The following is a 26,773-nucleotide window of genomic DNA, read 5'->3' on the forward strand; positions in this document are numbered from 1 at the left end:
CTTATAACCGAATCAAAATTTCTCCATGACCGATTCACGCAAGCTCTCCTGGAAGTATATAACTTCTTGTTTGTTCGTGCTATGGCCACAGCCGGGGGATATTACGGTGGATATGTACGAAACATTATTGGAGATCGTCTAACACAATTCATTAAGTTTAGAGTAGTTGGATGGTCATGAAAGTGAGATGAATCAACTCCATACTGTATGGAAGTGAGCCTCATCTGCATCCCCGCTGCTCTACCCCGCTTTATTTAAGATGATTGGCAGCGTGATTTGTAGCGAAAAGATATCTTTTTCCTGAGATACCGTCAACGTTCCGTTGTGCTGCTGTATCATTTTCTGACAACTAACGAGCCCGATTTCGTTGCTATCTTTCTTTTTGCCGACACGTTTAATCTTATTCTCTACAACAAGAAAGACCCATTGCTGCTTCAAGTAGACCCTGATCTGAACGGGCTCTGATGGATCGGCGTATTTTCGAATATTTGAAAATATGTTATCGAATACACGGCGAATGGCGACCAGATTGATTTCCAGCAGAAATTTCTCGTGATTAGAATTGGCCTGAATCTGAATATCGATATCATCCAAGACGACCAGTTGTTCATCAATGAGTTGATCGATAAGCGCTCTGCCCTCATAGATTTCAAATTCCACTTCCTCTTCTTCCGCAGCAGAGGATACCGTAAAATATTCGAATAGTTTGTCCGACAGTGCCTTGATCTGATAAGCTTTCTCCCTGCTGTTATGAATATACTGCAATAAATCCTCCTGCGTCTTATATTTGTTGAGTTCTATAATGTCCATATATCCCAACAGAATCGTAAGCGGGGTACGGAGGTCATGGGAAATTGCCGTGATCAATTCACGATTGGCTATCCTCACCCTCTCCTCGCTGCCGAGTCGCTCAATAAATGATTTTCTCATCTCATCAATACTTTGGGCCAAAGACGAAAGTTCATCCTTTCCCGATATCGTAATCGAATAATCCAAATTTCCACCTTCGAGTATCTTAATCTCTTGTTCAAGCCTGCCAATATATGATGTTTTCCTGTTAATCATGAGTAGAAAGGAAACAATGAACACAACAGCCGCGACGAAAACACCAATAATCAGAATGAGGGTATAATATTGATACTCATAAAAGCCGACCAGATATATCTGGGCATCCTGATCCGCGAAACTAATCGTCTTGATGGGCATTTTCGATGGTACCAATTGGGTTAAAAGCTCTTCATTGATGGCAGAATCAATCCCGGTATTGGAGGAATAGATCAATTTATCTTTTGCAAAAATATATAGATTTAAGTATCGTTCCTCACTCACCCATGCGGACAATCGCTCATGATCAGAGGTTGACACGTTCTGGCTATTCACAAATGTTTCGAATCGATCAAGCGCATCTTGCTGCCTGTTCTCTACAAAAGTGGATTTGCTTAAGTAATTATCCAGTACAGTCTCACCAACAACTTGTAAAATAACGAGTGTACTTATGGAAATGACTAAAGAAATCATAACCGCCAGCACCAATTTGATCTTCAGCTTTTTCCCCATTAGCAATCTATTCAATTTTGTACCCCTTCCCCCAAACGGTCTTCACATATTTAGGGTTCTGTGGGTCGTCCTCCAGCTTGCTTCTCAAATTGCGAATGTGAACCATAACCGTGTTATTGCACGTATAAAAGTAGGGCTGCCCCCAGACACTCTCATATATGTTTTCCGCCGAAAATACCTTTCGCCGTTTCTTCGCTAGCAACAACAAGATCTGGTATTCAATTTCGGTTAAAGCCACTTCCTTCTCCCCAACAAAAACAGTCTTGGAATCCTGATGGACCGTAAGATCCTCCATGATGATTTGATCCGCTTCTTCCGTCTTCTCCTTGCCACGATACACATAATACCTTCGAAGCAATGCCTTTACCCTTGCAACGAGTTCTGTATAGGAAAAGGGTTTGGACAAAAAATCATCACTCCCGGAAGAGAATGCCAATTGTTTGTCCGAATCCTGCGTTTTAGCTGTGAGAAACAGGATCGGAGCACTTGTTTTTTCACGAATCTCCAGACACGCCTTCAGCCCCGATTTGTTCGGCATCATCATATCCAAGATAATGAGATCCGTCTCTTCATTCACTTTATCAATTGCATCCTGACCATCTACCGCTTCAATGACTTCATAATTCTCGCTCTCTAACAAAATCTTTACAATTTCACGAATCTCACTGTTATCGTCAGCAATTAAAATTTGCTTGCTCATCCGATCCCTCCGTCCAATTTCAGTATAATATGCGTTAGTAGCCACTACCAGCAGATACAATCGACTTAAGAATTCTTCAGAAGTTATGTAGGTGACTCTTCATGTTTTCGTTTTATACTGTGATCAGTAAAGGTCATAACGCAAAGGAGTCATCAGCTATGCCACAACTTTCGAGAAAAACAGTCATGAAAATACTGTTGGGTCTGTTAACGATTTTGTCCATTGGTTTACTGGTCTATCATTCTCCTGCCATTATTAAAATCATGTCGTCCATGGACAATTTCAGAGCGTATATTCATTCAACGGGACATTGGGGTCCGGTCATGTTTATTTTATTCCAGATACTTCAGATCGTGGTTGCGCCTATTCCGGGAGAAGTGGTACAGGTTGCAGGCGGATATATCTATGGGGTTACGCTTGGGTCATTCTATACTACAGTAGGCTTGGTATTGGGCTCAGCGATTGCTTTTTATTTCACTCGTTTTATCGGTCGCAATTTTATTGCGCGATTGCTGCAAAAGAAAGACTATAAGTGGATGTCGTTTATTCATGATGAGAAGAAGTTCTCTGCCTTTTTGTTTATCTTTTTCGTGATTCCCGGTTTGCCGAAAGACATGCTCGTATTTGTTGCCGCTCTTACATCCATGAGTTCTTTAAGATTCTTCACGATACTTCTGGTTGGTCGTCTGCCATGGATTATTGCCTCTGCCGCGGTAGGGTCCACAATTCATATGCAACAATACAGCATCGCCATTATCATATCCGTCATTGCCGTTATTGGTTTCGTACTCGGATATATCTATAAAGATAAATTGATGAACTTGTTCTCCAAAGTGGAGAAATCGAAAGGGACAAGTCCTTCTGCCAAACCCAAGGCAATCCCCAGCTTAGCAAAGAGTAGAGATTTGGTGACAAAAAAAGGATAATACAAGATATACAAGAAACCATCATCCTGTCAGAATTTTGATCACATTGAACAACTAGGGACCATCCAAAAAAACACGGCGACCTCTCCCCTGATTGATTCCGGGAAAAGGTCGCCGTTTATATTAATATCTCGTTTTATTGTCTAGCTACCCCAATATTGCTTCGCGAGCTTCTGGCCTTGATCAATCTTCGCCCATTGCTCGGCTTCGCTTAGCTCGTTACCGCCATCGCAGGACGCAAAACCGCATTGATGCGAGAGCAGCAGACGATCCTTATCAAGGATTTTGGATGCTTCGTCAAGCAGACGAATTACGCGTGCTTCATCATCAAGCGTATTGGTTTTGGAAGACAGCAAGCCTAGAACAATCTCCGTTTCCGGTCTGTCCTTGAAAACCTCCAGTGCTTCAATCGAACCCGCACGATCATCATCCCACTCCAGGAAGAAGCGATCATATTTCAACTGCTTCAGGAACAGGTTGGCGATTTTCGCATAAGATCCACCGCCCATGTTGCGGGAATCATAGTTACCCCGGCAGTTGTGTGTCCACATTTTCAAGCCATGGCTATGACCGAAGTCAATCACGGTATTGTTTATATCAATAAATTCGGTGGCGAGACCCTGTACTTCCGCTTGATTAATATGCTCCCCTGTAAACGGAGAATTCGGGTTGTCGTCTGCAAACAGCTCCCACAAGCAATCATCGAATTGCAGAATCTTGCCGCCTACCGCAGCGAATTCCTCCACGAATTCCTTATACGCGCTTACAAGTCCCGCTTTGAGCTCCTGTTTGTTCTGATAAACGGCATCCGTGCCGCCAATGTTATCCGACCAGGAAAGTTCACCGAAGATATGGGATGGAGATGGGACGCAAAGTTTCGTTTGCTGATCGCCTGCCGTATCTTGCAGCTGTTTAAACAGCCCGATAAAATGATGATTCTTTCCGCTCAGTTTGCCAGTAATGCGCAATCCAATATCTTTGCGTGTTTCATATTTCGAGGTTCCGTCCACATCCCGGAAAAAGTAGCCATGGTCCGCGATATAACGCTGGGCTCCGCCAAAGCCCCATACAAAATCCAGATGCCACATCGACTTGGAGAATTCACCGTCCGTAATAACCGACAGGTTATGCTCGATTTCCTTTTTGACGACCTGTTTGATCGCCTCGGTCTCGCACTCGGCATACCCTTCAAAGTTTTCATAGAACGGATACTGGATATCATCACGATGTTCAATTTGCGTTTTATATTTCAGCAGCTCTTCGGGCCGCAACAAACTTCCTACGATCTGAAACTTATCAGTCATGTACATAACCCCCTCGTTGTATACGATGATCATATCACGACGAGCAGAGTTAGAAGACATACCAAAAGAACATAACTAGTTATAGCTAAAAGCTATAGCAAAACACCGAATTGTTCAGCGAACTGGAGGCCAGTACGAGCATATTTCTGCTCGTAAGTCGGAGGGATTACTTGACGCTTTACTTTCCAAGCTTATTCTTACAGGCTCTTTTCTTTGCCGAGAAGTTGAGCAAAAACCTCTTCCAATGTTAGGGTCGGTTGCTCGATTTGATCATCGCAACGCCAACACACAAAACCGTCTGGGCGAACGAGAACAACGCTTTTCTCCGTGGCTTGATAAGCATTCTGCCAGCCAAGATCTTTATCAATGAAATCTCCATTCTGCCCTACGCTATAGGTATTGATTTTGACACCAAACTGCCCAGATACGTGTTTCGCCGCATCCTTCCATCCCTCGGCTTTTTCCCCTGCAAACAAAACAAATCCTAATCCTAACAAGTCAAGCGTGGACCGTTTCCTACCTTGATATTCGCCCCAAATATGAGGAGTCCGTGTACCGAGGCGCCCCTTTAGTCCAAAATGATCGAGCGATGAAGGAGCAGCATCCTGTTCAAGGATGGCTTTGGATTCGTAATGATAGCCAACCGATACAATCAGATCATCTAACGGCGATGTTCTCTTCTCCGTCTGTTTCTTCATGGCCGAAAACACACCTGTGTCGGCGACTCGCCCGGCCTCTGAAACCGTCATTTGGGCGACGGGACGACGTTCAGCCTCATACGTTTTCAACAGTTCAGGGTTAGCTACTTTATTAACGACTGCTGCCAATTTCCATGCCAAATTATGAGCGTCTTGTACACCCGTATTGGCTCCGTAACCTCCAGTCGGCGGCATGAGGTGAACAGCATCTCCAATTAAAAAGACGCGATCCTGTTGAAATTGCTCCGCGATCCTTTCCGCTGCTTCCCAGGGCAGCACACTTAATATTTTGACTTGGAGATCCGGCAAATCAATCGCCTTTTGTATGACTTCCCGGCATCTTTCTTCTGAAAAATGAGCAGCAGTCTCACCGCCTTCAAAATCATAAGAAACGTGATAGCACCAACGGTCACGATTATTAATTGCAAGCAACACGCCCTCCGCCCCAGTACGTGTGATGTTACATGCACTGAATTCCCGTCCTTTTACAAAATGTTCGAGATCGGCTTCAAAATAAATATTAATGATATGACCGTGCGAATTCATTTCAGTCATCTTAATGTTCAGCATTTGACGAACCGGGCTTTTTGCACCGTCAGCAGCAATCATATAGTCTGCCACTATGGTTTCTTCCACACCCGTTGTACGATTGAGAACGGTCGCCCTGACATGGTCTTCATTTTGTTCAAAAGCAGTCAATTCTGTATGAAAACGCAGATCCCCTTCACGCTCGCGCGCTGCTTCAAGCAGAATGGGCTCGACCACATTCTGTGTGGCACGAACGCTGGAAGCAGGGCTTATCTCTTTAAGTGTAGCAAAATACGATTTCACCGACTCTGGCAGTATTTTGGGGATATTCATTTTTTCCGGATCAAGCTCTGCCTCTCTTAATGTATGCGCGGTGTACCACCCTTTGCCTTTGGCCAATTGCGCACCGGTCTCTTCGATTGCTTCATCCAAACCCAGTTCTCGATATAACTCCATTGTCCGAAAGTTTAAGCCCCGCGCCCTTGGATGAATGTTCGTTTTCCGATGACGTTCAATGAGTACATAGGGTACGCTATGCCGCGACAAGAATAACGCTGCAGAAAGGCCGGCCAATCCTCCTCCGACAATCAATACAGGAACATTCGTGATTTTTTTGGTCATCATATCCCATCAATCCTTTCAGTCTTATTCGCTCCAAATGTTTTGACTAAACCATGTGCTCCTACCACCAGCAAATCTTTGCCCACTCCCCTTAACAGTGTTACATTGCACGTTTACTATAACGGTGTTAAGGAGTAGTGTCAATAGATTACGCAAAAATTATGTAACACTGTTAAACACACTTGTTATGTTTTATAATAAATAAAAGAGAGGTGCGAATATGGAAGATCATTTTAAACCAAGCGAAAGGCAACAGGAAATCGTCGAAGCGGCGCTTGAATTAATGGCTGAAAAAGGATATGACGAGTTATCTATACGTGATATTGGCAAAAAGCTGGGTGTAAAAGCCCCGGCCATTTACTGGCATTTCAAAAACAAAGCCATGATTGTGGACTACATGGCCGAGCATATCTTACACAAAAAGATGGGCAATTTCGTTCCAAGGGAAAGTGAGCAGTCCTGGCAAGATTGGCTGATTGAGCATATCTCATTGTTTCGTAAGGCTATGCTGTCTTATCCTGATGGCGGCCGAGTGATAGCCCGCGCGCATCCTTTTCCCAATGGAACTTTAGCGAAGTTTTTGGAAGATTCTTTTGCCTCCCTTCGCAGTGCAGGAATGGATATACGGACAGCCAGAAGTGTTATGCTTACCGTTATTCGTTATACCTTTGGCTGTGTGATTGAGGAACAGGCAGACGAGCAAAACTGGGAAACGCTGCCCGAGCGTACAATAAACAGCGGTGAAATAACAAACATTATGGAAGCTATTCATGTCGGCGGTACAGATGAAGAAAATTTCATGACAGGGCTTAGATTAATTGTTACAGGTGGAACTGAAGCGATGGCATCAAATAAATCATTTTGAAACTTTGCTGTGATAAGCTCCAGCATTCCTTTTTGCCGCCCGGTGGAGTTCATCAGAACCTAGCGAGTCGTCGACATTGCTTGCCCGTTGACGGCAGCAAGCTCCTGCAATGGTTGTTCCATCTACCAGTGACACCTGCGAAACAGGCCGCCGATTAGATCGGCAGCCATGTATCGTTATTTATCGTATTACGTGCCGACAGAAGATGATTCCTGTATTGTACAGGAGTCATCTTTTTTTCGTCTCCTATATCTATAATGGTTGTAGTAGCGGATGTAGACTCATGATGCCCTCCCTTGATGCTAAGTACCAGTACACAAAAAGGCCCCCGCAGCCAACACTTTTTTCTAAGTGTCCAGTCTATGGGGACCCGTTTAATCCTGTTGTCTTCTTTTCTTTTAGACTTACATTCGGTGGATCTTATATCAAATTTAACCCTCCTCCATATGCTGTGCAAATTCGTCCAGAAGCGCACGTACTTCATCTGTAGACGCCGCGCTCATCAATTGATTTCTGAGTTCGCTTGCCCCTCTAAACCCTTTGACATAAATCTTGAAAAAGCGATGGAGAGCTTTGAATGAACGTGACACCTGTGCTGAATATTGATCATGGAGATCCAGATGCAGCCGCAGTAGATCAAGCAATTCCCCACTGCTGTGTTCCTTCGGCTCCTTCTCAAAAGCAAACGGATTATGAAAAATCCCACGCCCAATCATAATGCCATCCACACCGTATTGCTCAGCGAGCTGGAGGCCGGTCTGACGGTCAGGAATATCCCCGTTAATGGTTAGAAGTGTATCGGGTGCCACCTCATCACGAAGTTTCTTAATCTCCGGAATCAGTTCCCAATGAGCGTCTACCTTGCTCATTTCCTCTCTTGTCCGCAGATGAATGGACAGATTCGCAATGTCTTGTTTCAAAATATGGGTTAACCAGCCGCGCCATTCGTCTACGCTGCTAAAACCGAGCCTTGTTTTTACACTGACAGGCAATCCCCCAGCTTTGGCGGCCTGGATAAGTTCCGCTGCAATGTCGGGACGGCAGATCAGGCCGCTTCCCTTCCCATTCTCGGCTACATTCGCTACAGGACAACCCATATTAATATCGATGCCTTTAAAACCTTCTTTCGCCATGCCGATACTCATTTGACGAAAAAATTCCGGCTTATCTCCCCAGATATGGGCTACCATGGGCTGTTCATCCTCTGTAAAAGTCAAACGTCCGCGCACACTATGGTTCCCCTCCGGGTGACAATAGCTCTCGGTATTCGCAAACTCCGTAAAAAACACATCCGGTCTGGCTGCTTCGCTCACGACATGGCGAAACACAACATCCGTCACATCTTCCATGGGCGCCAGTACAAAAAAAGGTCGTGGCAAATCACGCCAAAAATTATCTGTCATATCCAATACCCCTCTATAAATATCAGGACAAATCTTTATCCCGAAATAGTAAATATTTAATCTAACCTGTTCAAACTCTTGCTTTTCATTCACTTATAGCATGTTTTAGCAACGTAAATCAAACGGCAGTATATGTTAGTCGTAGCAGAGAAAGCACTCCTAAACCGATGGACCCGTCAATGCAAGGTTTCCATCTATTGTTGCAGATGGGAGCCTTTTTTCGTGCATGGATATGGAGTGTTACACCGGAAGTGTCAATGTATCAGGGGGAAATCGGTTTAATGGTGGATACAATTGAACGTTCTGCATAGGCTAAGCGTATTATAGTTATTCTAGCAAAGCGGATAGAAAGAAGATAGAATGCTGCGCTAAGTTGTATATTACGCCTATGGAGAGGTGAGGGAAGATGCTCACAATAAGACATTTTACGAAGAGCTATAAGGGTGGCAAGAAGGCCGTAGACGATTTGAATCTAGTGGTTGAGAAAGGTGACATTTACGGTTTTATCGGACATAACGGTGCAGGAAAAACGACGACGATCCGCTCAGTCGTTGGTGTCCTGGACTTTGAGGAAGGGGATATTGAAATTGACGGTATCTCGATCAAGAAGGACCCCGTTGCCTGCAAAAAGGTTACTGCTTATATTCCGGACAACCCGGATCTGTACGATCACCTTACTGGAATACAGTACTTGAATTTTATTGGCGATCTCTATAGCGTATCGAAGACAGATCGTGAGCTGCTTATTCAGAAATATGGCGATGCTTTTCAGATTACAGCCAGTTTGGGGAATTTGATCTCCTCGTACTCTCATGGCATGAAGCAGAAGCTTGCGATCATCTCCGCACTGATTCATCAACCGAAGCTATTGGTCTTAGATGAACCCTTTGTCGGACTTGATCCACAGGCTGCTCATACGTTAAAGACGATCATGACAGACCTGTGCAGGAATGGCAGTGCCATCTTCTTCTCCACCCATGTACTTGATGTGGCTGAGAAGCTGTGCAATAAGATTGCTATTATAAAAGCGGGTCAATTGATCACCCATGGCAAGACAGAGGATGTGAAGGGTGATCACAGCCTTGAAGATGTGTTCCTGGAGTTGATCGATAAATGATGAATGTATGGAGATTAATGAAGGTACAGCTACTATCCACATTTGGATTAAATAAAGCATTGCACGCACGCGATGTTAAAGAAAAGCGTAAATTTCTTCTTCTCAGCATCGGTATTGTGATAGGGATGGTTTTGATTGCAGCAGTTTCCTTTGGATACAGTTACGGGATGGCACTGACCTTTGAACAAATAGAGCGTATGGATCTGCTGCTAGCCATTATGATGGCAGCAGCATCAATGGTCGGGTTCTTTACAACGATCTATAAGGCTAGCGGAGTCTTATTTGGCTATAAAGACTATGATCTGGTCATGTCGTTGCCAATTAGAACAAGCCATGTGGTAGCGAGCCGTGTTCTCCATCTCTATGTGCTGAATTTATTTTTCACTCTGATACTCATTTTGCCTGCTGGTGTGGTGTATGCGATCAAAGTGAATCCTGAAGTTGTGTATTATCTGTTTTTTCTAGTTACAGTCTTGTTCATTCCGTTATTGCCCATTATTGCGGCTACCCTAATAGGTGCGCTGATTAGTTGGATATCCTCCCGGTTTAGAGCGAGTCGAATGATCGGTCTCATCCTAACTATGGTTGTAATCATTGGTATCATGATCGGTTCGTTCCGTATCAATGGAAACGAGCAGGTGCTTGCCGATATGAGTACACAATTGGCGGATATCATATTTAAAATGTATCCTCTTGCAGCCATGTATGTAGATGCCGTTTGCTCTTATCAGATCGGTCCATTGCTATTATTCATTGTCATTTCGGTGCTGTCGTTCATCTTGTTCTCTATAGTACTTGGCACAAAATATAAAGCGATACACACAGGCTTAACGACATCTCATACAAGCAGTAAATATGTGATGAGGTCACTGAAAACATCTTCTCCTTTTCGTGCCTTGTATTTCAAGGAGCTGCGTCGATACATTAGTTCTTCCTTATATGTGCTGAATACGAGTATCATTATGATTTTTCTGCTCGTGATATCGATAGCCTTATTGTTTATTAGCTCGGAGAGCCTTGGGCAGCTAGTAGAAATCCCGCAATTATCCGACTATTTGGGTAGGATGGCCCCAATGGTCGTTTCTTTGGCTGTCGTATTAAGCTGCACAGCGTCAAGTTCCATTTCCCTGGAAGGTAACCATCTATGGATACTCAAAAGCTCGCCCGTATCAAAAAAGACTGTCCTGTTTAGCAAAGTAGCGGTTAATCTTACCGTCACCATTCCGATTTCGGTGATTAGCTGTTTGCTGCTCATGATATCTTTGCGTACGGGATGGATTGAAAGCTTGCTATTGCTTGTGATCCCAATGATCTATGCGTGCTATTCAGCGATGCTCGGGGTTATCGTTAATTTGAAGTTTCCTAAACTGGAGTGGACCAGTGAAGTCACTGTGATTAAGCAGTGTGCATCGGTATACGTATCTATGTTATTGGGCTTTGTCAGCATAGTGATACCCATTGCTATATTGCTCCTTCTATCCCATGTGAACGTCAATCTTATCCTGTCGGGCATCGGAGTCGTAATGTTGGTGGTATGCAGCGTGATGTATAAATACATTGCGACCGAAGGGGAGCGGTTGTTTCAAGCGCTTTAAACTTCATTCTTTCTCAAGTTAGATTTCAACTTATAGGAATATGGCTAGAGCAAAAGGAGCTGACGGCTTAAAACCGAGGCAGCTCCTTTATGTTCTTGTATTGAACGACTCTTTTTCATTTGATACATAGCGTTATCAATACTCATGCGTTCGGTTTACTTGTACTTTCGCACGAGCAGAGCCACCGGTGTCCAAATGTTGCAGTGAAAGCACTCCTAAAACGACGTGGCCCGTCAATGCAAGTTCATGCTCATCATGCACGGCGCCGCAGTTCATAAAAATATTGCACAATCGGATGCTTTAACTTCATCACATCTGCCATGTTTAAAATCCGCTTTTTGCCAACTCGTCTGTCTACCAAAGCTAGAATATTCAATAAGATATCATCGCTCTCTAGGCTTTCTTCTATAGAAGTAGATAAGAACTTATTCGCTGTAGCGACAAAATTGGATTTACTTAATGCAGCCTGTGCTGACAAAAGCTCCTTTGCGAGTACGGATACTTTTCTATTTCTTGCAATTACGTTTAGACGATCCTCGGGAACGGTCCCTTTGGTTTCCTTTCTGACGGCTTCCAATTCATCATCGCTGATCGGAATTTGGATGTTGGGATCATTCTTAATTTCCAGCTCCGTCTGATACCACCTTATTGAGCTGGTTTTATCACTCATATGGAGTACGTTCTTTTTATCTACCGAAATATAACAAAGCCCTGCTTTATCAGGTAAATAACGATAACCGGTGGCGCGATATTCAACTTTTCCAGCTAATGCAGGACTGAGAAAACTCTCCAGCTGTTGCTTCAATTTGCTCCAGGACATGGTTCCTCCTATGTTTTCAAACCCTGAGGGGCGCGGTATCAATCTGCACATCTTATTCAGTATGAATAAACCCCTGCCAAAAAACAACCCATAACATGTCCCACATCGCACCGTATTTTTCCAAATAATGCAACAACAAAGACCATAAATCGTATACAATGATAGTATATTAGAACCAGATAGTACCGTATGAAAAGGAGTACTAAGGATGGATTTACCTTATAAATCAAAATATTCCAATTTCGACCGTGTCATTTTAACACTCGCCTTCACATTATATCCCGTCGGTCTCTTGATGATTATATTCCGTGTACTGGCGACTCATGTTCATCACTCTCGCAAGGGAAGAAATCATCGACTGATTGGATGGCTTTGGGTTTATACTTATATTTTAATCATGGGACTATTTATTTTAGCTTTTGACCTCAACAACCCTGAGGATGTTCAACTTTTCTGGGATTCTGCCTGGCTATATGGAGTAATACTTCTAATTCCGTCTATCGCCTTTTTCATATTGGGCAGCCGGGCAGATAGCAAATTCAGCCTATTATTGCACCAGTATTACCACCTTGTCATAAACAGAAGAATCAAAGAGATTGATCATATCGCCGTAGAGATGAAACAATCTCCCAGTCACGTCATTCGAGGCTTGGATTTTATGATTACAGAGCACATGCTGCCTTTCGGCCGAATCAAAAATGGCATCCTCGAACTTGAGCCCGAAGAGTATCATGAAGCATATGATGATGATTACGATGAAGAATATGTAGACGAATATGGTGATGAGGAATATGAAGACGACGAATACGAATACGATGATGAGGAATATGAAGACGAATACGATGAAAGCGAGGATCGGGGGCGCGGACCTAGATCCATGGAATGCCCGAGCTGCGGAGCCAGGATCATCGTATATCCTAACGATGAGAAGGAATGTGACTATTGCGGTAACGTGATAAGCGCGTAAAATCAAGATACCCAGGCAGTATTTTCTGAGCTCCCTTTTAAGAAATGGAGACGAAGTACTAAATACGAAAAACAGACTGCCGCGGCAGTCTGTTTTGGGTTACTAATTTCACTTATGAAAATCATTCCACGTGATATGCAGCCAAATTTCGGATCAAAGGTTTCTCCACACTGGAAAGGATTCTGACACGCAATTGATCGGTTTCGACGGTGTCGAACTGGTCGATTTTTTTATGCCCAATCGCACTTCCACGTACAAGCTCTTTCCAGTCGCCTTGGCTGTATGCTTCAAGCGCGTATTCACGCACACGCTCCCCATGGGTTATGTCCTCCATGATGATTACGTGATTTACTGGCTGGCTATGCTCCAGCTTCAGAAGCAGCTCGCTTCCTTCTCCACTCGTTTGGCCAACCGGCTGCCCGAATCTGCGGCGGATTTCATCTCCGAATTCGATGACACGCTTCACATCCACTTCAGGCAGCAGCCCGCGGTTGTCCGGGGATATATTTAAGAGCAGCGTAGCGCCATGGCCGACCGAGCGGTAATAAATATCCAGTACTTCCTCCAGGCTTCTTAAGCTTGCTTCATCATCAGGATGCCAAAACCAGTGAAGCTTGCGGATCGGAACATCGCATTCAGCCGGTACCCAGCCCGGGGTTCCTTCCATCCAGGTCATCATATCGCTGGTGAACATACTCTCCTTCGCCGTGGTGGCCGTATTCCAGCACGGATAAGGGGCGACGCCGTCTTCATTCCCTACCCAGCGGATGGTCGGGCGTCCCATATTAAAGACCATTGCATCCGGCTGGTATTGATCCACCAGACCGATGATTCTGTTCCAATCGTATTCCCTGCCTTGGGAACCGGCTCCGTCGAACCATACTTCGACCAGCGGTCCATATCCGGTCAGAAGCTCCGTTAATTGCTCCGCATAAAAATCATCATAAGCCTCTTTATCGGGATAGCAAGGTTCATGTCGGTCCCAGGGGGACAGATACAGCCCGAACTGGAGCCCTTCCTCTTTGCAAGCATCGGCAACTTCACGGACGACATCCCCTTTACCGTCCCTCCACGGACTGGACTTCACGGAGTAATCGGTCGTTTTCGTCGGCCACAGACAGAATCCGTCATGATGCTTTGCGGTCAATACCAGATACTTGAAGCCGGCGCGCTTTGCGGTCCTGGCCCACTGCCGGGCATCAAGCTGCTCTGGATTGAAGATTTCCGCTGAATCCGTCCCGTCTCCCCATTCCTGATCGCAAAACGAATTCATACCGAAATGGCAAAACATGCCCATCTCCATATCCTGCCATGCCAGCTGCTGTGGAGATGGCTTTGCAAGTTCATTCATTGAATCATACACCTGCTTTCTATGAAGGTTAAATCATCATCCCTGCACAAGGAATGTCCGTGTGCAGGGAACAAATTTTGCATTATTTTCTCGCATCTAATGCCTTTTGATAAATTTCCAGGTACTGGCTAAGCTGCATTCCTTCCAGCCCTTGCACATAAGAGTCCCATTCTTTATTAATATCTTTAGAGCCTGTAATAAACTGCGCCATATTGGATTTTACGTAGTCGACAAGCGTTGTCTTGATCTGTGCAACGAGCTCGGCATCTTCAAGCGCTATGAACAGTCCTGTTGGATATTGCTCCTTGGATTGGTACGGTTCATATTCCTTGGAAACTTGATTCAGACGGGTACCGTATCCATCGGGAGCGAGCGGATCCTGAGGAGCTGCCCAGGACGCGCGATAAGCGTAGGTTCTCAGTGATGGACCGATCTGCTCCCAACCGTCATTATGCGTCGGCTTTTTGTCGGGGATAGGAATAGCTGTATATTTAGCCTGCTTTCCATCCATACCCTTTTCTCCGGATTCAGCTTTCCGCCACCCTTTGCCTTCAGGGCCATATTCCTGCAACAGGATCGCTTCTTCCGTATACAGATAATCCGCTAACCGGATGGCGGCAATCTGCTGCTCGCTCGTCGCTTTATTCGTAATCGCAAATTGTGAGACAGCGATTCCCGCAAAATTCAGCGTCTGCTGCACACCATTCGGGCCTTTTAGCGGAGGCAGGGCAACATAGTTTTTATGACGCGGCGCCTTATCATCCATGCTGTAAGCATAACTGATTAATGCCGTTGAAAGCGTACCCATAATATTGTCCGGTTCGCGGTTGGCCATTTGTTGAATCGCATCCGCATTCTGGGTAAAGGCTGCGGGATCAATTAATCCCTCTTTGTACAATTGATTCAGATAAAGGAGGCCTTGCTTCCACTCTTCTTTGTTTGCCGTAAAATCAACTTTGCCATCAATGACGCGGAGGAACGTACCCGAACCCTTGTCGACGTAATCATCAAGGATAAACGAGTTCATCAGGAAGGCGGAGACGTTGCCTGCCCACATTTCATCCGAGCCTGTCAGCGGGAGTTCATCTTGTTTGCCGTTGCCGTTCGGATCCTTCTCTTTGAACGCTTTCAGCACAGTATAAAATTCGTCAGTTGTCGTTGGAACAGGCAGTCCCACTTTATCGAGCCATTTTTTATTGATCCACATTTTGAGCGCATTGTCACAATGGTAGCATTCATTGACCTGCGGCAATGCATAGATGTTGCCGTCCGGAGTCGTGATGGAGGCTTTCATGTAAGGGATATCCTCCATCGCTTTCTTGATATTGGGTGCATATTGGTCTATCAAATCATTCAGAGGGATAAACACGCCCTGCGACCCATACTTCATTTGCTCTTCCTTGGTCAAATTCCCTTGGAGAATGACTTCAGGATAATCGCCGCCGGCCAGCATGAGCTGCTTGCGGTCGTTCAAAGCATTTTCCGGTACAAGGTCCCAAGCGATATTGATGTTCGTCTTCTCTTCAAGATGTTTGGTAAATAGGTTGGTATCCATGTTTTCGATCGACGCGTATTGAGGTGCGAACATTTTAATGGTCATAGGCTCCTTCACGATCGGATAGGAACCGACAGGCGTAAACAAATCTTCATCTGCAGCCGTTTTGCCGTTTGCCTGATCGCCGGAATCGGCCGATTTGGTGCCGCTGCAGGCGCTAAGCAGCAGCATGCAAGCCATCAGGCAACTGATGAAGCCTAGCCAGGTTTTCTTTTTCATGCTCTTTTCCATTGAATATTCCCCCCACTTATCATCAGTATTTGGGCGCTTGGCCCCTTTCCTGTGCCGCCACGAGCTTTTGCCGTATCTGAATAATGTACAGCCTCACCTCCTTGATGCCATTATCGCTCTTCATGATCAGCCCTTCAGCGAGCCGATCATGACGCCTTTGACAAAATGTTTCTGGACGAAAGGATATATGACGAGCACTGGCACGCTGGCAACAACAATCAAGGAGTATTTCAGCAAATCCTTAAGCCCCTGCTGCGCCTGCATCTGGCTCACATCAGCCATCATGGAAGCATCGACTGTATTCAGGATTAGAATATTGCGGAGAATGATTTGAAGCGGAAACAAGTCAGGCTTTCTTAAAAAGATCAGTGCATCAAAATAAGCATTCCAATGGCCGACCGCATACATCAACGTCATGACCGCAATAATGGGTTTGGACAACGGCAGGACGATGCTGAATATGAACCGGATGTCACTGCATCCGTCCAGCTCCGCGGCTTCCGCCAATTCATCGGGAATCGTGGTTTGGAAAAACGTCCTTGCGACGATAACCTGGAATACCCCAAGCGCCCCCGGCAATATCATGGCCCAGCGCGTATCCAGCAGATGGAGATTTTTGACGACGAGATAATAAGGAATCAGTCCTCCTTCAAACATCATCGTGATCACCAGCAGAACCATGAAGAAATTACGGCCGTAAAGCGTCTTCTTCGCCAGCGGATAAGCTAGCATAATCGTTAGTGTTACATTAATGATCGTGCCGACGACGGTGTAAAAGAGGGAGTTCAGATAGCCGATGCCGATTTGCGGATTATTGAACACCGCCTTGTAGCCATCCAGCGTAAAATCTACAGGAAACAGCCAAACTTTGCCCGTTACGACTGCTTGAGGCGAGCTGAAGGACGAGCTTACAATGTAGATCAGTGGTACAGCTACAGCAATAAGAACCAATGACAAGAACAGATAGATCAAGAACATGAAGAGGCGATCGCCTTTCGATTCACGTATAGCCGTTTTATTGAACATAAAGTCTCCTCTCTTTCCGGAGTTGGTTTTGTTTTTTCGAAAAGCGGGATATCCCTACCACAAGCTGCTGTTAGACAGCTTTCTGGCGATGTAATTGACGGACACCAGCAGTATAAGGTTAATGACCGAGTTGAAGAGACCGATTGCCGTCGAGAAACTGAAGCTGGATCCCAGCAAACCAACCTTGTACACATAAGTGGATATGACTTCTGACGTGCTTAAGTTAAGCGGATTTTGCATCAGGTATATTTTTTCAAAGCCTAGTTTCATGATGTTGCCTAGATTGAGAATGAGCAGAATGACCGATACGGGAATGAGGCTCGGGATATCGATGTTTAGAATCTTTTGGATGCGGGACGCGCCATCCACTTTGGCTGATTCGTACAGCTCCGGGTTGACGCCGGACAGCGCTGCAATGTAAATAATCGCTCCGTATCCTGTAAACTGCCAGACATCCGACCAGACGTAAATGGACTTAAACAGACCCGGAATGCCCATAAAATTCGTATTACTCATACCAAGCATCTCAAAAAATTTGCTGATCATCCCAACGTTTGGCGTCAGATTGACGACAATGATCGAAACCATGATGACTGTAGAAATAAAATATGGGGCATAAGATACCATCTGCACCGTCTTCTTGAATAGACCGTTGCGAATTTCGTTCAGCGCGAGTGCCAATAGGATGGGTGCTGGAAAGCCTACGATCAATCCATAGAAACTGATGCCAAGCGTGTTTTTAATGTAGAGCCAGAAGTTCGGCGAATCGAAGAACTGGTGGAAATATTTCAGTCCGACCCAGTCGCTTCCCCAGATTCCCTTGATGACGTTATAATTTTTGAATGCGATTACAATGCCGGCCATCGGTACGTATTTGAAAATGATCAAATAAAGAACGGGCAGTAGCAGAACGAGATACAGCTGCCAATGACGCTTAATTTGTTTTCTTCTTGACCTTCCTCTTCCACCTTCTGGCAGCGCTTTCAACTGTAGGGGATGTTTCTGGTCCAGGCTTGGTTCAGTTTGAAGCCTAGAGTTCAGTCTCGGCATGCTGGTTAACTCCTTTCGTCCATTCCTACTTTCAGATCCTTGCGATGTAAACCGAGTGTATACAACAATGTCATCCGGCAACAAGAAACAAAAATAAAATCGACTAACCTTTTTCGCCAAGGTCTCCTCGTAAAAACGCATCAAGGTTTACTGGAGGCGAGCGGACTGCCTTAAAAATGGGTACATTTCCAATCAAAAAAGACGACGATGCATGATCGCCGCCTTAACCGTTTTCTACTGCTGAATCATTTTCTCCACGCTGCTGTGCCTTCCGGTTATTCCGGTATTCACCCGGAGTAACTCCAGCCGTCCTCTTGAAAACGCGGGTAAACGAAATGGCGTGGGCGTATCCGACCCGCTCTGCAATCTCCTGCACGGAATAGTCCGTTTCCGTCAGCAGCCGCTTCGCTTCCTTCATTCGAATTTCGATCAGGAAATCAACGAATCTTTGTCCGGTGTTTTCCTTAAACAATTTACTTACATATTTGGCGTTCAGCTGATACTGTTCCCCCAGCATTTCAAGGGAAAGATCCGGATTGGCATAATCGCACTCGATTAGGCTGCATATGTTTCTGATCATATTGGAGTATTGGTTTCCATCCTGAATCTGTTTCATCTGTTCATAATGATCCGTCAGCACTTGTTTGATTTCCTGTCTCAGCTGCTCCAAGGAGTAAGAATTGTCTACCTTTACTGTCAGCTTCGGCAATCCCTCCTGTATCCACTTGTTGTAAATTTCCTTGCCCAGTCCCGACATTTCGCGGCCGATATAATAAATAAGGTAATTCATCAGGCTGAATATTTCATCATTGGTCAGGAAGCTGTTCTTCAGCTGTTCAAACCATTGATCGTAATCATCGCTCCAATGCTCTTTCAGCATTCTGAAGGACTGGATGATCGAGCGGATTTCTCCCAAATGCGTATAAACCTCGACGATGCCATGACTCGAAATATCCTCGCTGCGGATCAGCCGGTTTTCACCGAGCACGATTTTATACTTTAAGGCTTGCATCGCATCTTTATAAGAGTGCGGAATATCGCCAATTTGATCTGTGGATCCACCTATGCCAATCGTAATCGTAAATTTCAAGTTTTGGTGCGTCCATGCGAGGATTTGTTCTGCAACCGAGACCAGTACGGCCTCCTCGAACTTGTCCTGATCCTGTTCTTCAAACAGCATAATGGACAGATTGGAAGGTGACGTCCATTCCGACCACAGCCGGCAGTCCTTTTTCGAAGCGATCTCATCCACGACCGTCCGCAGGGTGAATTTAAGCAGATCTTGATCGGCTTTGGAATAGTCCCGGCAGAAATCGCCATACTTATCGATTTCAAGGATGAGGATACGATACCGATCCAGCGGCAGCGGCAAATTCAGCCGAACCGCTTCAGATTTCCATTCGGAAATAGACAGACGAGAGTCCCCTTCGATCAGCTGACGGAACATATACCGGGTCCTGACATGGAGATCCTCACGGTATTTCTCCTGATATTCCTTGGACTGTTCCAGTATGTTGTCAAAGGCGGATTCGATAAAAGCAAATTCATCCAGCTTCCCCTTCCCCCGACCTCCGCTCACCACCGGAAGCGAATAGCTGCTGAATCGGGCGGCGATTGCCTCAATTGGCTTGGAGTTGCGCCTGGAAACATAAATCATCCATAGGAAGCCGATGGCAATCATGCCAAGACCGATGATAAACCAAAGGTTATACAAATAAGAGATAGCGCTTACAAAACTGTTGTTCAACAAACCGCTGCCATATTTCCAATTCGTATAGCTTGATACATACTGGGAATTGACTTGGGATGGCGGACGATCCATCGAGGTGCCGAACAGATGATTTCCGGAAGCATCCTCAACCTGAATGAAGCTCATCTTGGAATCCAGCATCTCTTGAGTAAGCTTGTTCAAAGATTCCGCGCTCACATTGACGACGATCATGCCAAAATCGTTTTTCATATAAGGCGATCCTCTGACCAGGCTGACCACCTGTTTGCCGCCTTTCATTGTAAATTGTTCAAAATTTCTAGCGCCTGTCCATTTCGGCGTTTTCGATACTTGATATTGCTCGATAAATTCATGGTCCGGATATGTACTTATGTATCCATTCGTGGCATCGCTGAGCACATAGCCGTCCGAATTCCTCACCAGATAAATCGAATCGATCAAGGGATAATAATTAATAATCTCCTTGAGCTTCTTAACAGCTTGGATATTGATATATGGATCGCTCACGGCAGAAGATTCAAAAAAATCGTTCAAAGCCTTGCTATTGATGCTCTCAAGAACGATCATATTGTCGATCACCTTCAGAGAGGTGTCCACCATGCGCATCGCTTGCAAGGAAAGCGATTTATTGGCGTTAAGCGCCTCCCGGCGGCTCTGTTCGCTGAACAGCTGAAAAAAAACAAAAAATATAAAGGTAATCACAATAACAAAAATGGGCATATAGGAGAGCAATAGACGCTTGTACCAGGATCTCTGCATAATCAACCCTCCCACGTTTTTTCATAAATTTTTTATTATTATAACTTAAAAAGCACCTCTTAGGTTATAGTTCTCCATAGCCATTTGCTCCATGAGGCTAGACCGCAAACTCCGTAAACCATAGATAACGAATGAGAATATAAAAAAACCAAGGGATACAAATCCCTTGGTTGACTGTCTAACTTCGAAAAATCTACCAAGCAATTGGCTTACGATCACAAAAGCAGCCTCCATTAGGACATTCTTCGCCCAGTGTTGCCAACCAAACAGCCGTATCTGCCCCTTCCTCGATCGTTTGGGGTGCATCTGCTCCTCCCATATCCGTTTGCACTCTGCCCGGACAAACAGCGTTAACTTTGATCCCATATCAGCCACATCTTGTGCAACCAAGCATGTCAGAGCATTAAGCATCGTTTTAGAAATGCGATAAGCTGATGTTGACCCTTTTAAACCTAAGAATCCTTGTAGAATCTCAAAGGACCCTAATCCGGAAGAGATATTAACGATACGCCCATACCTATTTTCATTCATCAAATCGAAGAAGCCTGGTCGGTGACACTCATCGACCAGGCTTCTGTTTTCTTTGATTCCGGTATTGGTTGCTGGTTGAAGGGGATGAGACGGAGCTAAACTTTTCCGTTTTACTCGCTTTTTATGGCCCACTATACTCTGTTTCAATTCTAATCGGAACAGAATCTAAGTCTTCATTTTTTGCGATTTTTTCAAGTTTTTTTCGATCCGTTATTACTTGATTATCTAACGTAGCTCTTTCCTCGGCCGGTGAGTTTCTTTCAAATTCAATCGTTTTGATTTTATTTTCTGAAATTTGCTTTGCGGTACTACTCTGTTCTAGCATTAAAAAACAACAAGTTGCTATTGCAATTGAACTCATTAATAAGAGTAATCGTGCTCTAAGGTTTTTCATAACATTTACTCCTTTTACTCCTTACTTGATGGTCCTATTATATGTCATATAATAACAATGATACTTACTCATGTACAAAAGGAGTGGTGAGAATACCCTGTACTTATTCAAGTTACAGTGGCTCTCGCCGATTGCTGAGAATGGCATCTACACACTATATTAGGACTCCCAAATCCTAGGAATGGTTACGATTTTTTTTAATATTTTTGTCGATTTTTTTTGCAGAGAGACTGGGTTTTGATTAAATGACGAACATACTACGATGTGTAGCGGCTACGCTACTAATACAAAACTGAGCTTTTATAAAACACTCGGTGCAGCATTTGGGTACTTCTCAAGATGCCTCCATTTCCACCTTCCTGGTGTCCCGTCCGCATCCGTGCAGTATGCAGCTCCAGGGCCGCCCTCCGGTTGCATCGACTGCGGCCAAGCGCGCGGCCATCTTCCTGGTCCCTTCCCGATCCGCACAGATCTGCACAGGCCGGACACAGATGAATTAATGGCATAACAGCCGACAAAAAAGAACCCTTAACTTATAAGAGTCCTCCAAAATAAAATCATTAAATTTCTTCTATTCCTGAAACTGAATCAAAATGCCTAATCATATCGTCATCGTTACTCTCTTAGGAACTGAAGCTTGAATCATTCGTAAGGCACCAAAATAATTAGTCTCAAATGTCTCTCTCATTACGGACTCTTCAACATCCAACACAGAAACTCCCCGATCCAAAATAATTCCTGCATTATTCACGAGAACATCAAGACGACCAAAATCATCTTTTACTCTTTCGATCATCTGCCTGATACTCTGTACATCATTTACATCGACTACTTGTAATTCAACAGATAGTCCTTCTCTTTGTATCTCTTTAACCGTTTGCCGCCCTTTATCTTCATCCCGACATGTGATTAGCACTCGTAATCCTTTTGAAGCCAACTGACGTGCAATTTCCCTTCCTATACCACGATTTCCTCCAGTAACTATGGCGAGTCGTTGATTTAATTGATTCATATTACTATTCATTCTTGTCGACTCCCTTACTCAGGATTTCTTTCCAACTTGATATGCGCTCTTTTAAATGAGATTCTGCTCTTCTTAAGGTCTCGATTTGTTTACTGATTTCTTCAAGTTTTTTTCACCAACTTTAATTGCATTTGGTAGACATTGATGTTTGACTTCCGCACTAAATGCACAATCGAAAAATGTGGTGATTTCCTTAACATTGAGACCAAGACTGAAGTAAAGTTGAATAAATCCGACTCGCTCAATATCAGATTCAGTATATTCACGTTAGCCGTTTTGCAAGCGAGTTGGGCTCAATAGTTCTTTTTCTTCGTAGTATCTCAAAGAACGAAGACTCACTCCGGTTTTTCGAGACAATTCACTAATATTGATAAGTTTACCTCCCCGGCTATCTAACATCTCACATACTAAACCATCACATCGTGTGAAGGTTAAGGCCTCTAATCATAATTTATAAACAAAAAAAGAAGCGGGATGATGCCCGCTCCGTTGTTGTAATCCTAGTATGCTGAATTGAATATTTTATAGCAGCGGGTTATCGTGTTTCGCTTTCAGAATCGACCAGCGCCGCTCCACTTCTTTTTCAAATTCGCCAAGCATTTCTTTATTTTCTTCCTTGAGCAGATGCCTTGATTTGCCCATGTATTTCAGCCAATCGCTGAGCGGTACCTGTTTCTTCTTCGCTTCAGGATCGTACGTAATGTTCGTTTCTCCCTGCTCCACTTCGTACAGTGGGAAGAAGTTTGAATTCACGGCCGCGCGGACGATGTTCTCCCCATCCTTGTCGCTCGATTTCCAGTTCAGCGGGCATGTGATCAACAGCTTGCCGTAGACAGTACCTACATTCTGAGCGTACCACTGCGCTTTCGCCGCCTTTTTCACAAGATCCTGCGGGAATGCTTCCGTCCCCGTGAATACATACGGAATATGCGCCGCCGCCATCATTTGCACCGTATCTTTATGATGGAACGCTTTGCCCTGCTGCTGTTTGCCGACACCGGACGTACTGGTCATATGCCCTAATGGTGTAGAGTACGAAAGCTGCGCACCGGTGTTCATATAGCCTTCATTATCATATTCCAGAATGATCAGGTTATGGCCCCGCAGCGCCGTCCCGATAGCCGAACCCATCCCGATGTCCATGCCGCCGTCGCCGGTCACCATCACAAAAGTAAAGTCCTCAGGAACTTCGATTTCCCCGCGGCGTTTCTTCTCAAGGAACGCTTCTACTGTGCCGGATAAAGTAGCCGGTCCGTTCTGGAACAAATTATGAATGAAGCTCTGCTTATGCGAGTTATACGGATAACCTGTGGTTGTGATATAAGCGCAGCCGGTATGGAATAAAGTAACGACATTGCCTTCAATCCCTTTGAAAAAGAGTTCCAGCGCCGGGAAAATACCGCAGCCCGGGCAGGCTCCGTGACCGGAAGCAAACCGTTTCGGTTTCGCGGCAAGCGCCCGCATCGGCGGCACTTTAACGGATAGTTTACTTGTCTCTTCATCCACCTTTACGGTGATCAGGCCAGATTTAAAGCTGTCTCCATTCATCGGGGCAATGACCGGCTGCAGCCTTTGCTCCTCAGCTCCCGGTGTTTGGCCGTAATAATCAAACGGCACTTTGGCAAACCCAAGCTCCATGGCCTCGATCGTCAAGGCAAAAAAAGCTTCCGCGTCATCCGCGTAATAGTCTTTCCCGCCAAGACCAAATATGCGGGACAGCACAATAGGCTGCGGACCACGGATCTCCTGCAGGGCCGCTTTGACCTCATGGGTCAGATTGGCTCCGTGTGCGCCGTAAGAATCGGCACGCTCGCCAACTAGTAGTGCTTTGACACCTGTCAACGCCTCGCGGATGTCTCTTGCCGGGAACGGCCGGAGAATATTCGGGCTGATTATGCCCGCTTTAATTCCTCTCGCCCGCAACCGATCCACGACGTCTTTGGAGGATTCGGCCGCCGAATTGAGCAGGAACAAAGCCACCTCCGCGTCTTCCATTCGGTACAGGTCAAGCGGCGAATAGGATCTTCCGGATACAGCTGCGTATTCCTCTGCCACTTCCTTGAACACCTCGCCCGCACGATACATGGCGTTTGACTGTTGGAAGTGGTTGTTCATCAAATCGTCGCCATTCATATAAGCCCCAACAACGATCGGGTTGTTCTCGTCCAGCACATGTGGATATTCAGGCGCCTTTTCCCCTACAAACGCCTGAACGGTTTCCCGGTTCGTAAATATGTGTACCCGGCGTTTCTGGTGCGATGTAAAAAATCCGTCATAAGCTACAATGACCGGCAGGCGTACGTCTTCATGTTCCGCGATACGCAGCGCCATGATATTCATGTCATAAACGGCCTGCGGTGAACGGGCGGTCAAAATCACCCAGCCCGTGTTCAGGCCGTAGTAAAGATCCGAATGGTCACCGCGAATATCCAGCGGTCCGCTGACTGCACGCGTCACCAAATTCATGACCATTGGGAAACGTGTGCCCGCCTGCACAGGAAGCTGTTCGATCATATACAGGAAACCATTCGCGCTGGTAGCGTTGAATACCCGTGCTCCGGCTGCGGCCGCACCGTAGCAAATCCCCGCCGATCCATGTTCGCCGTCAGCTGGAATCAGCTTGATGTCATGTTCGCCGCGTGTACGCATCATGTCAAGATACTGGGCGATTTCCGTAGATGGCGTAATCGGAAAATAACCCATAATGTGATAGTTAATCTGGGCAGCCGCCATGGCAGCCATTTCGTTGCCCGATTCGAAGACTGCCGTTTGAGCGGCCGCCAGCTTGTTCTCCGTTGTTTCTTGAATGTGCATATTCATGATCGGACTCCCTCCGCAGTTAAATAGGGAAATGATTGCGGCACACGGTGCTGCTCCGCATAATACGGCTCTTCTAACATGGCAGCTAAAGCGGTGGTCGGACAAGCTTCGATACACTTCAAGCAGCCTTTGCAATACTGATAATCGATACCTTTCATAAACATCTGCATATTCCCGCGCTTATCCGGTTTCTTCTCCCACACGATGCAGAAATCCGGACATACCGTATCGCAGGCGGCACAGTGAATGCAGTCCTCGATCTTGTACTCTGGCAAATATCCCTGCCGGGAGCCGCTAAGATCCTTCAGGACACTGTTCGCCGTAACGTTCAGAATCCCGCCCAGCTCCTGCGTTTCATATCCAAGTATCGGCTGCGGTCTTGCAAAAGCGATTGGGTCTGTAAGCTCTGAGCCATTTCCCAAGGAAAGGAACTGGACTTCGTTATATCCTCTGTCAAAGGTCCGCAAATTCGCTTCCACGAGGTGGGGCAGCTTTTTCTCAAATGTTGTGCGGATCACCTGCCGCATATCGTCCGGGTTTAGGAAGCTGCAAATCCGGAACAAAGCTCCCAGCATGGCCGTATTCACTTTGGTTTTTTCCTCAACGGAAATTTTCAGCGCATCAACTACGGCCAGCGTTCCCTGCGTCATGTTCAGATCCACGGCCACTTCGGAAAGGTCTCGCGCCGTATTCACAAGCACCGTTCCATCAGGCTGTAATCCGCTTATGACATCTATCGTTTTATACAATGCTTCATGAAATACACCGACGACATGCGGCTGCTCAATGGGACTGTGATCGCGGATTTCCACCTCGGGATCGCAGAACCTTACGAAACTCTTCACTGGCGACCCTTTTTTCTCCGAACCATAGCTGGAAAAATTCGAACCGTTAAGTCCGGAGCCGGTAACCCCGGCTTCGGCCAGCATTTTTCCGGCCAGATTGGCGCCAAGCCCGCCGATGGATTCGAGACGGATCTCGAAAAATCCCAGTTCATTCTTTTGAGGCAAAATCGACATGTTCTCTCCTCATTTCTTCTTAGATCATTAATTCCAGTTTAAAAGAAGAAACGGACCGGGTTTGTGATTAAACTCACAACTTAAAAAATTGTGATTCCAATCACTATGCCGGTTGTGGGAGCGAAGTATACTGTCTTCAACAGTCCAATTGCGAGGCAATTTTATACTGACCTTACGACAAAT

Annotated in this window: 22 protein-coding genes; 6 read left to right on the forward strand and 16 right to left on the reverse strand. The window is 45.4% G+C overall.

Features of this window, described 5'->3' with window-relative positions:
- Positions 1–240: 240 nt before the first annotated feature.
- Entirely contained in the window at positions 241–1,572 is a 1,332-nt protein-coding gene (locus tag ABEW73_RS21950) for a HAMP domain-containing sensor histidine kinase (RefSeq protein WP_430169047.1), read from the reverse strand.
- Entirely contained in the window at positions 1,565–2,257 is a 693-nt protein-coding gene (locus ABEW73_RS21955) for a response regulator transcription factor (protein WP_215155724.1), read from the reverse strand. The genes ABEW73_RS21950 and ABEW73_RS21955 overlap by 8 nt, the downstream gene beginning before the upstream one ends.
- 158 nt (positions 2,258–2,415) lie before the next feature.
- Here ABEW73_RS21955 and ABEW73_RS21960 point away from each other — a divergent pair, with 158 nt between their 5' ends.
- Entirely contained in the window at positions 2,416–3,183 is a 768-nt protein-coding gene (locus ABEW73_RS21960) for a TVP38/TMEM64 family protein (protein WP_430169050.1), read from the forward strand.
- Between the two features lie 143 nt (positions 3,184–3,326).
- Here the strand turns inward: ABEW73_RS21960 and ABEW73_RS21965 are convergent, their stop codons facing one another.
- Together ABEW73_RS21965 and ABEW73_RS21970 are read right to left on the reverse strand one after the other, a co-directional pair.
- Positions 3,327–4,487 carry a cobalamin-independent methionine synthase II family protein gene (locus ABEW73_RS21965; RefSeq protein ID WP_430169053.1) on the reverse strand — a complete coding sequence of 387 codons (1,161 nt, stop codon included), beginning with the start codon at positions 4,485–4,487 and terminating at the stop codon, positions 3,327–3,329.
- A 197-nt stretch (positions 4,488–4,684) separates the two neighbouring features.
- Positions 4,685–6,337 (reverse strand): FAD-dependent oxidoreductase, encoded by a 1,653-nt coding sequence (locus ABEW73_RS21970; protein WP_430169056.1) that lies wholly within the window; start codon positions 6,335–6,337, stop codon positions 4,685–4,687.
- A gap of 217 nt (positions 6,338–6,554) precedes the next feature.
- On the opposite strand from ABEW73_RS21970, the gene ABEW73_RS21975 reads away from it, so the two are divergent.
- On the forward strand, positions 6,555–7,199 hold the full coding sequence (locus ABEW73_RS21975) for a TetR family transcriptional regulator (protein WP_430169059.1): 645 nt from the start codon (positions 6,555–6,557) through the stop codon (positions 7,197–7,199).
- Positions 7,200–7,630: 431 nt separating this feature from the next.
- Here the strand turns inward: ABEW73_RS21975 and ABEW73_RS21980 are convergent, their stop codons facing one another.
- The gene (locus ABEW73_RS21980; protein WP_430169062.1) at positions 7,631–8,602 is read right to left on the reverse strand and encodes a tRNA dihydrouridine synthase; all 972 of its coding nucleotides are present in this window, start codon (positions 8,600–8,602) and stop codon (positions 7,631–7,633) included.
- 406 nt (positions 8,603–9,008) lie between these two features.
- On the opposite strand from ABEW73_RS21980, the gene ABEW73_RS21985 reads away from it, so the two are divergent.
- Positions 9,009–9,719, forward strand: coding sequence for an ABC transporter ATP-binding protein (locus ABEW73_RS21985; protein ID WP_430169065.1), 711 nt, complete (start codon positions 9,009–9,011; stop codon positions 9,717–9,719).
- Entirely contained in the window at positions 9,716–11,314 is a 1,599-nt protein-coding gene (locus ABEW73_RS21990; RefSeq protein ID WP_430169068.1) for a hypothetical protein, read from the forward strand. Before ABEW73_RS21985 ends, ABEW73_RS21990 begins: the two co-directional genes overlap by 4 nt.
- A gap of 253 nt (positions 11,315–11,567) precedes the next feature.
- Here ABEW73_RS21990 and ABEW73_RS21995 read toward each other — a convergent pair whose 3' ends face one another.
- Positions 11,568–12,134, reverse strand: coding sequence for an SF0329 family protein (locus ABEW73_RS21995; RefSeq protein ID WP_430169071.1), 567 nt, complete (start codon positions 12,132–12,134; stop codon positions 11,568–11,570).
- A 208-nt stretch (positions 12,135–12,342) separates the two neighbouring features.
- On the opposite strand from ABEW73_RS21995, the gene ABEW73_RS22000 reads away from it, so the two are divergent.
- Positions 12,343–13,101, forward strand: coding sequence for a hypothetical protein (locus tag ABEW73_RS22000; RefSeq protein ID WP_430169074.1), 759 nt, complete (start codon positions 12,343–12,345; stop codon positions 13,099–13,101).
- A gap of 121 nt (positions 13,102–13,222) precedes the next feature.
- Here the strand turns inward: ABEW73_RS22000 and ABEW73_RS22005 are convergent, their stop codons facing one another.
- The 6 genes from ABEW73_RS22005 to ABEW73_RS22030 all read right to left on the reverse strand — a co-directional run bounded on the left by ABEW73_RS22005 (position 13,223) and on the right by ABEW73_RS22030 (position 21,727).
- A complete protein-coding gene (locus tag ABEW73_RS22005; protein ID WP_430169077.1) occupies positions 13,223–14,452 on the reverse strand; it encodes an alpha-L-fucosidase in 1,230 nt (409 codons plus the stop codon).
- Positions 14,453–14,534: 82 nt separating this feature from the next.
- Complete coding sequence (locus tag ABEW73_RS22010; RefSeq protein WP_430169080.1) at positions 14,535–16,238, reverse strand: ABC transporter substrate-binding protein; 1,704 nt, start codon at positions 16,236–16,238, stop codon at positions 14,535–14,537.
- A gap of 126 nt (positions 16,239–16,364) precedes the next feature.
- Positions 16,365–17,264, reverse strand: a complete 900-nt coding sequence (locus ABEW73_RS22015) for a carbohydrate ABC transporter permease (RefSeq protein ID WP_430169083.1) — start codon at positions 17,262–17,264, stop codon at positions 16,365–16,367.
- A gap of 54 nt (positions 17,265–17,318) precedes the next feature.
- Positions 17,319–18,314, reverse strand: a complete 996-nt coding sequence (locus tag ABEW73_RS22020; RefSeq protein WP_430125390.1) for an ABC transporter permease — start codon at positions 18,312–18,314, stop codon at positions 17,319–17,321.
- Between the two features lie 223 nt (positions 18,315–18,537).
- On the reverse strand, positions 18,538–20,802 hold the full coding sequence (locus ABEW73_RS22025) for a helix-turn-helix domain-containing protein (protein WP_430169086.1): 2,265 nt from the start codon (positions 20,800–20,802) through the stop codon (positions 18,538–18,540).
- Positions 20,803–21,454: 652 nt separating this feature from the next.
- The gene (locus tag ABEW73_RS22030; RefSeq protein WP_430169089.1) at positions 21,455–21,727 is read right to left on the reverse strand and encodes a hypothetical protein; all 273 of its coding nucleotides are present in this window, start codon (positions 21,725–21,727) and stop codon (positions 21,455–21,457) included.
- Between the two features lie 323 nt (positions 21,728–22,050).
- On the opposite strand from ABEW73_RS22030, the gene ABEW73_RS22035 reads away from it, so the two are divergent.
- Positions 22,051–22,227, forward strand: coding sequence for a hypothetical protein (locus tag ABEW73_RS22035; protein ID WP_430169092.1), 177 nt, complete (start codon positions 22,051–22,053; stop codon positions 22,225–22,227).
- A 101-nt stretch (positions 22,228–22,328) separates the two neighbouring features.
- Here ABEW73_RS22035 and ABEW73_RS22040 read toward each other — a convergent pair whose 3' ends face one another.
- The 4 genes from ABEW73_RS22040 to ABEW73_RS22055 form a co-directional block, all read right to left on the reverse strand.
- Positions 22,329–22,751 (reverse strand): SDR family NAD(P)-dependent oxidoreductase, encoded by a 423-nt coding sequence (locus ABEW73_RS22040; protein WP_430169095.1) that lies wholly within the window; start codon positions 22,749–22,751, stop codon positions 22,329–22,331.
- Between the two features lie 267 nt (positions 22,752–23,018).
- Positions 23,019–23,150: a MerR family DNA-binding transcriptional regulator gene (locus ABEW73_RS22045; protein ID WP_430169098.1), complete on the reverse strand. Its 132-nt coding sequence runs from the start codon at positions 23,148–23,150 to the stop codon at positions 23,019–23,021.
- Between the two features lie 123 nt (positions 23,151–23,273).
- Positions 23,274–25,571 carry a thiamine pyrophosphate-dependent enzyme gene (locus tag ABEW73_RS22050; RefSeq protein ID WP_430169101.1) on the reverse strand — a complete coding sequence of 766 codons (2,298 nt, stop codon included), beginning with the start codon at positions 25,569–25,571 and terminating at the stop codon, positions 23,274–23,276.
- Positions 25,568–26,590 carry a 2-oxoacid:acceptor oxidoreductase family protein gene (locus ABEW73_RS22055; protein WP_430169104.1) on the reverse strand — a complete coding sequence of 341 codons (1,023 nt, stop codon included), beginning with the start codon at positions 26,588–26,590 and terminating at the stop codon, positions 25,568–25,570. The genes ABEW73_RS22050 and ABEW73_RS22055 overlap by 4 nt, the downstream gene beginning before the upstream one ends.
- Between the last annotated feature and the right edge of the window lie 183 nt (positions 26,591–26,773).

This window comes from Paenibacillus lautus (assembly GCF_050482385.1).
Taxonomy (GTDB): Bacteria; Bacillota; Bacilli; order Paenibacillales; family Paenibacillaceae; genus Paenibacillus_AQ; species Paenibacillus_AQ lautus_B.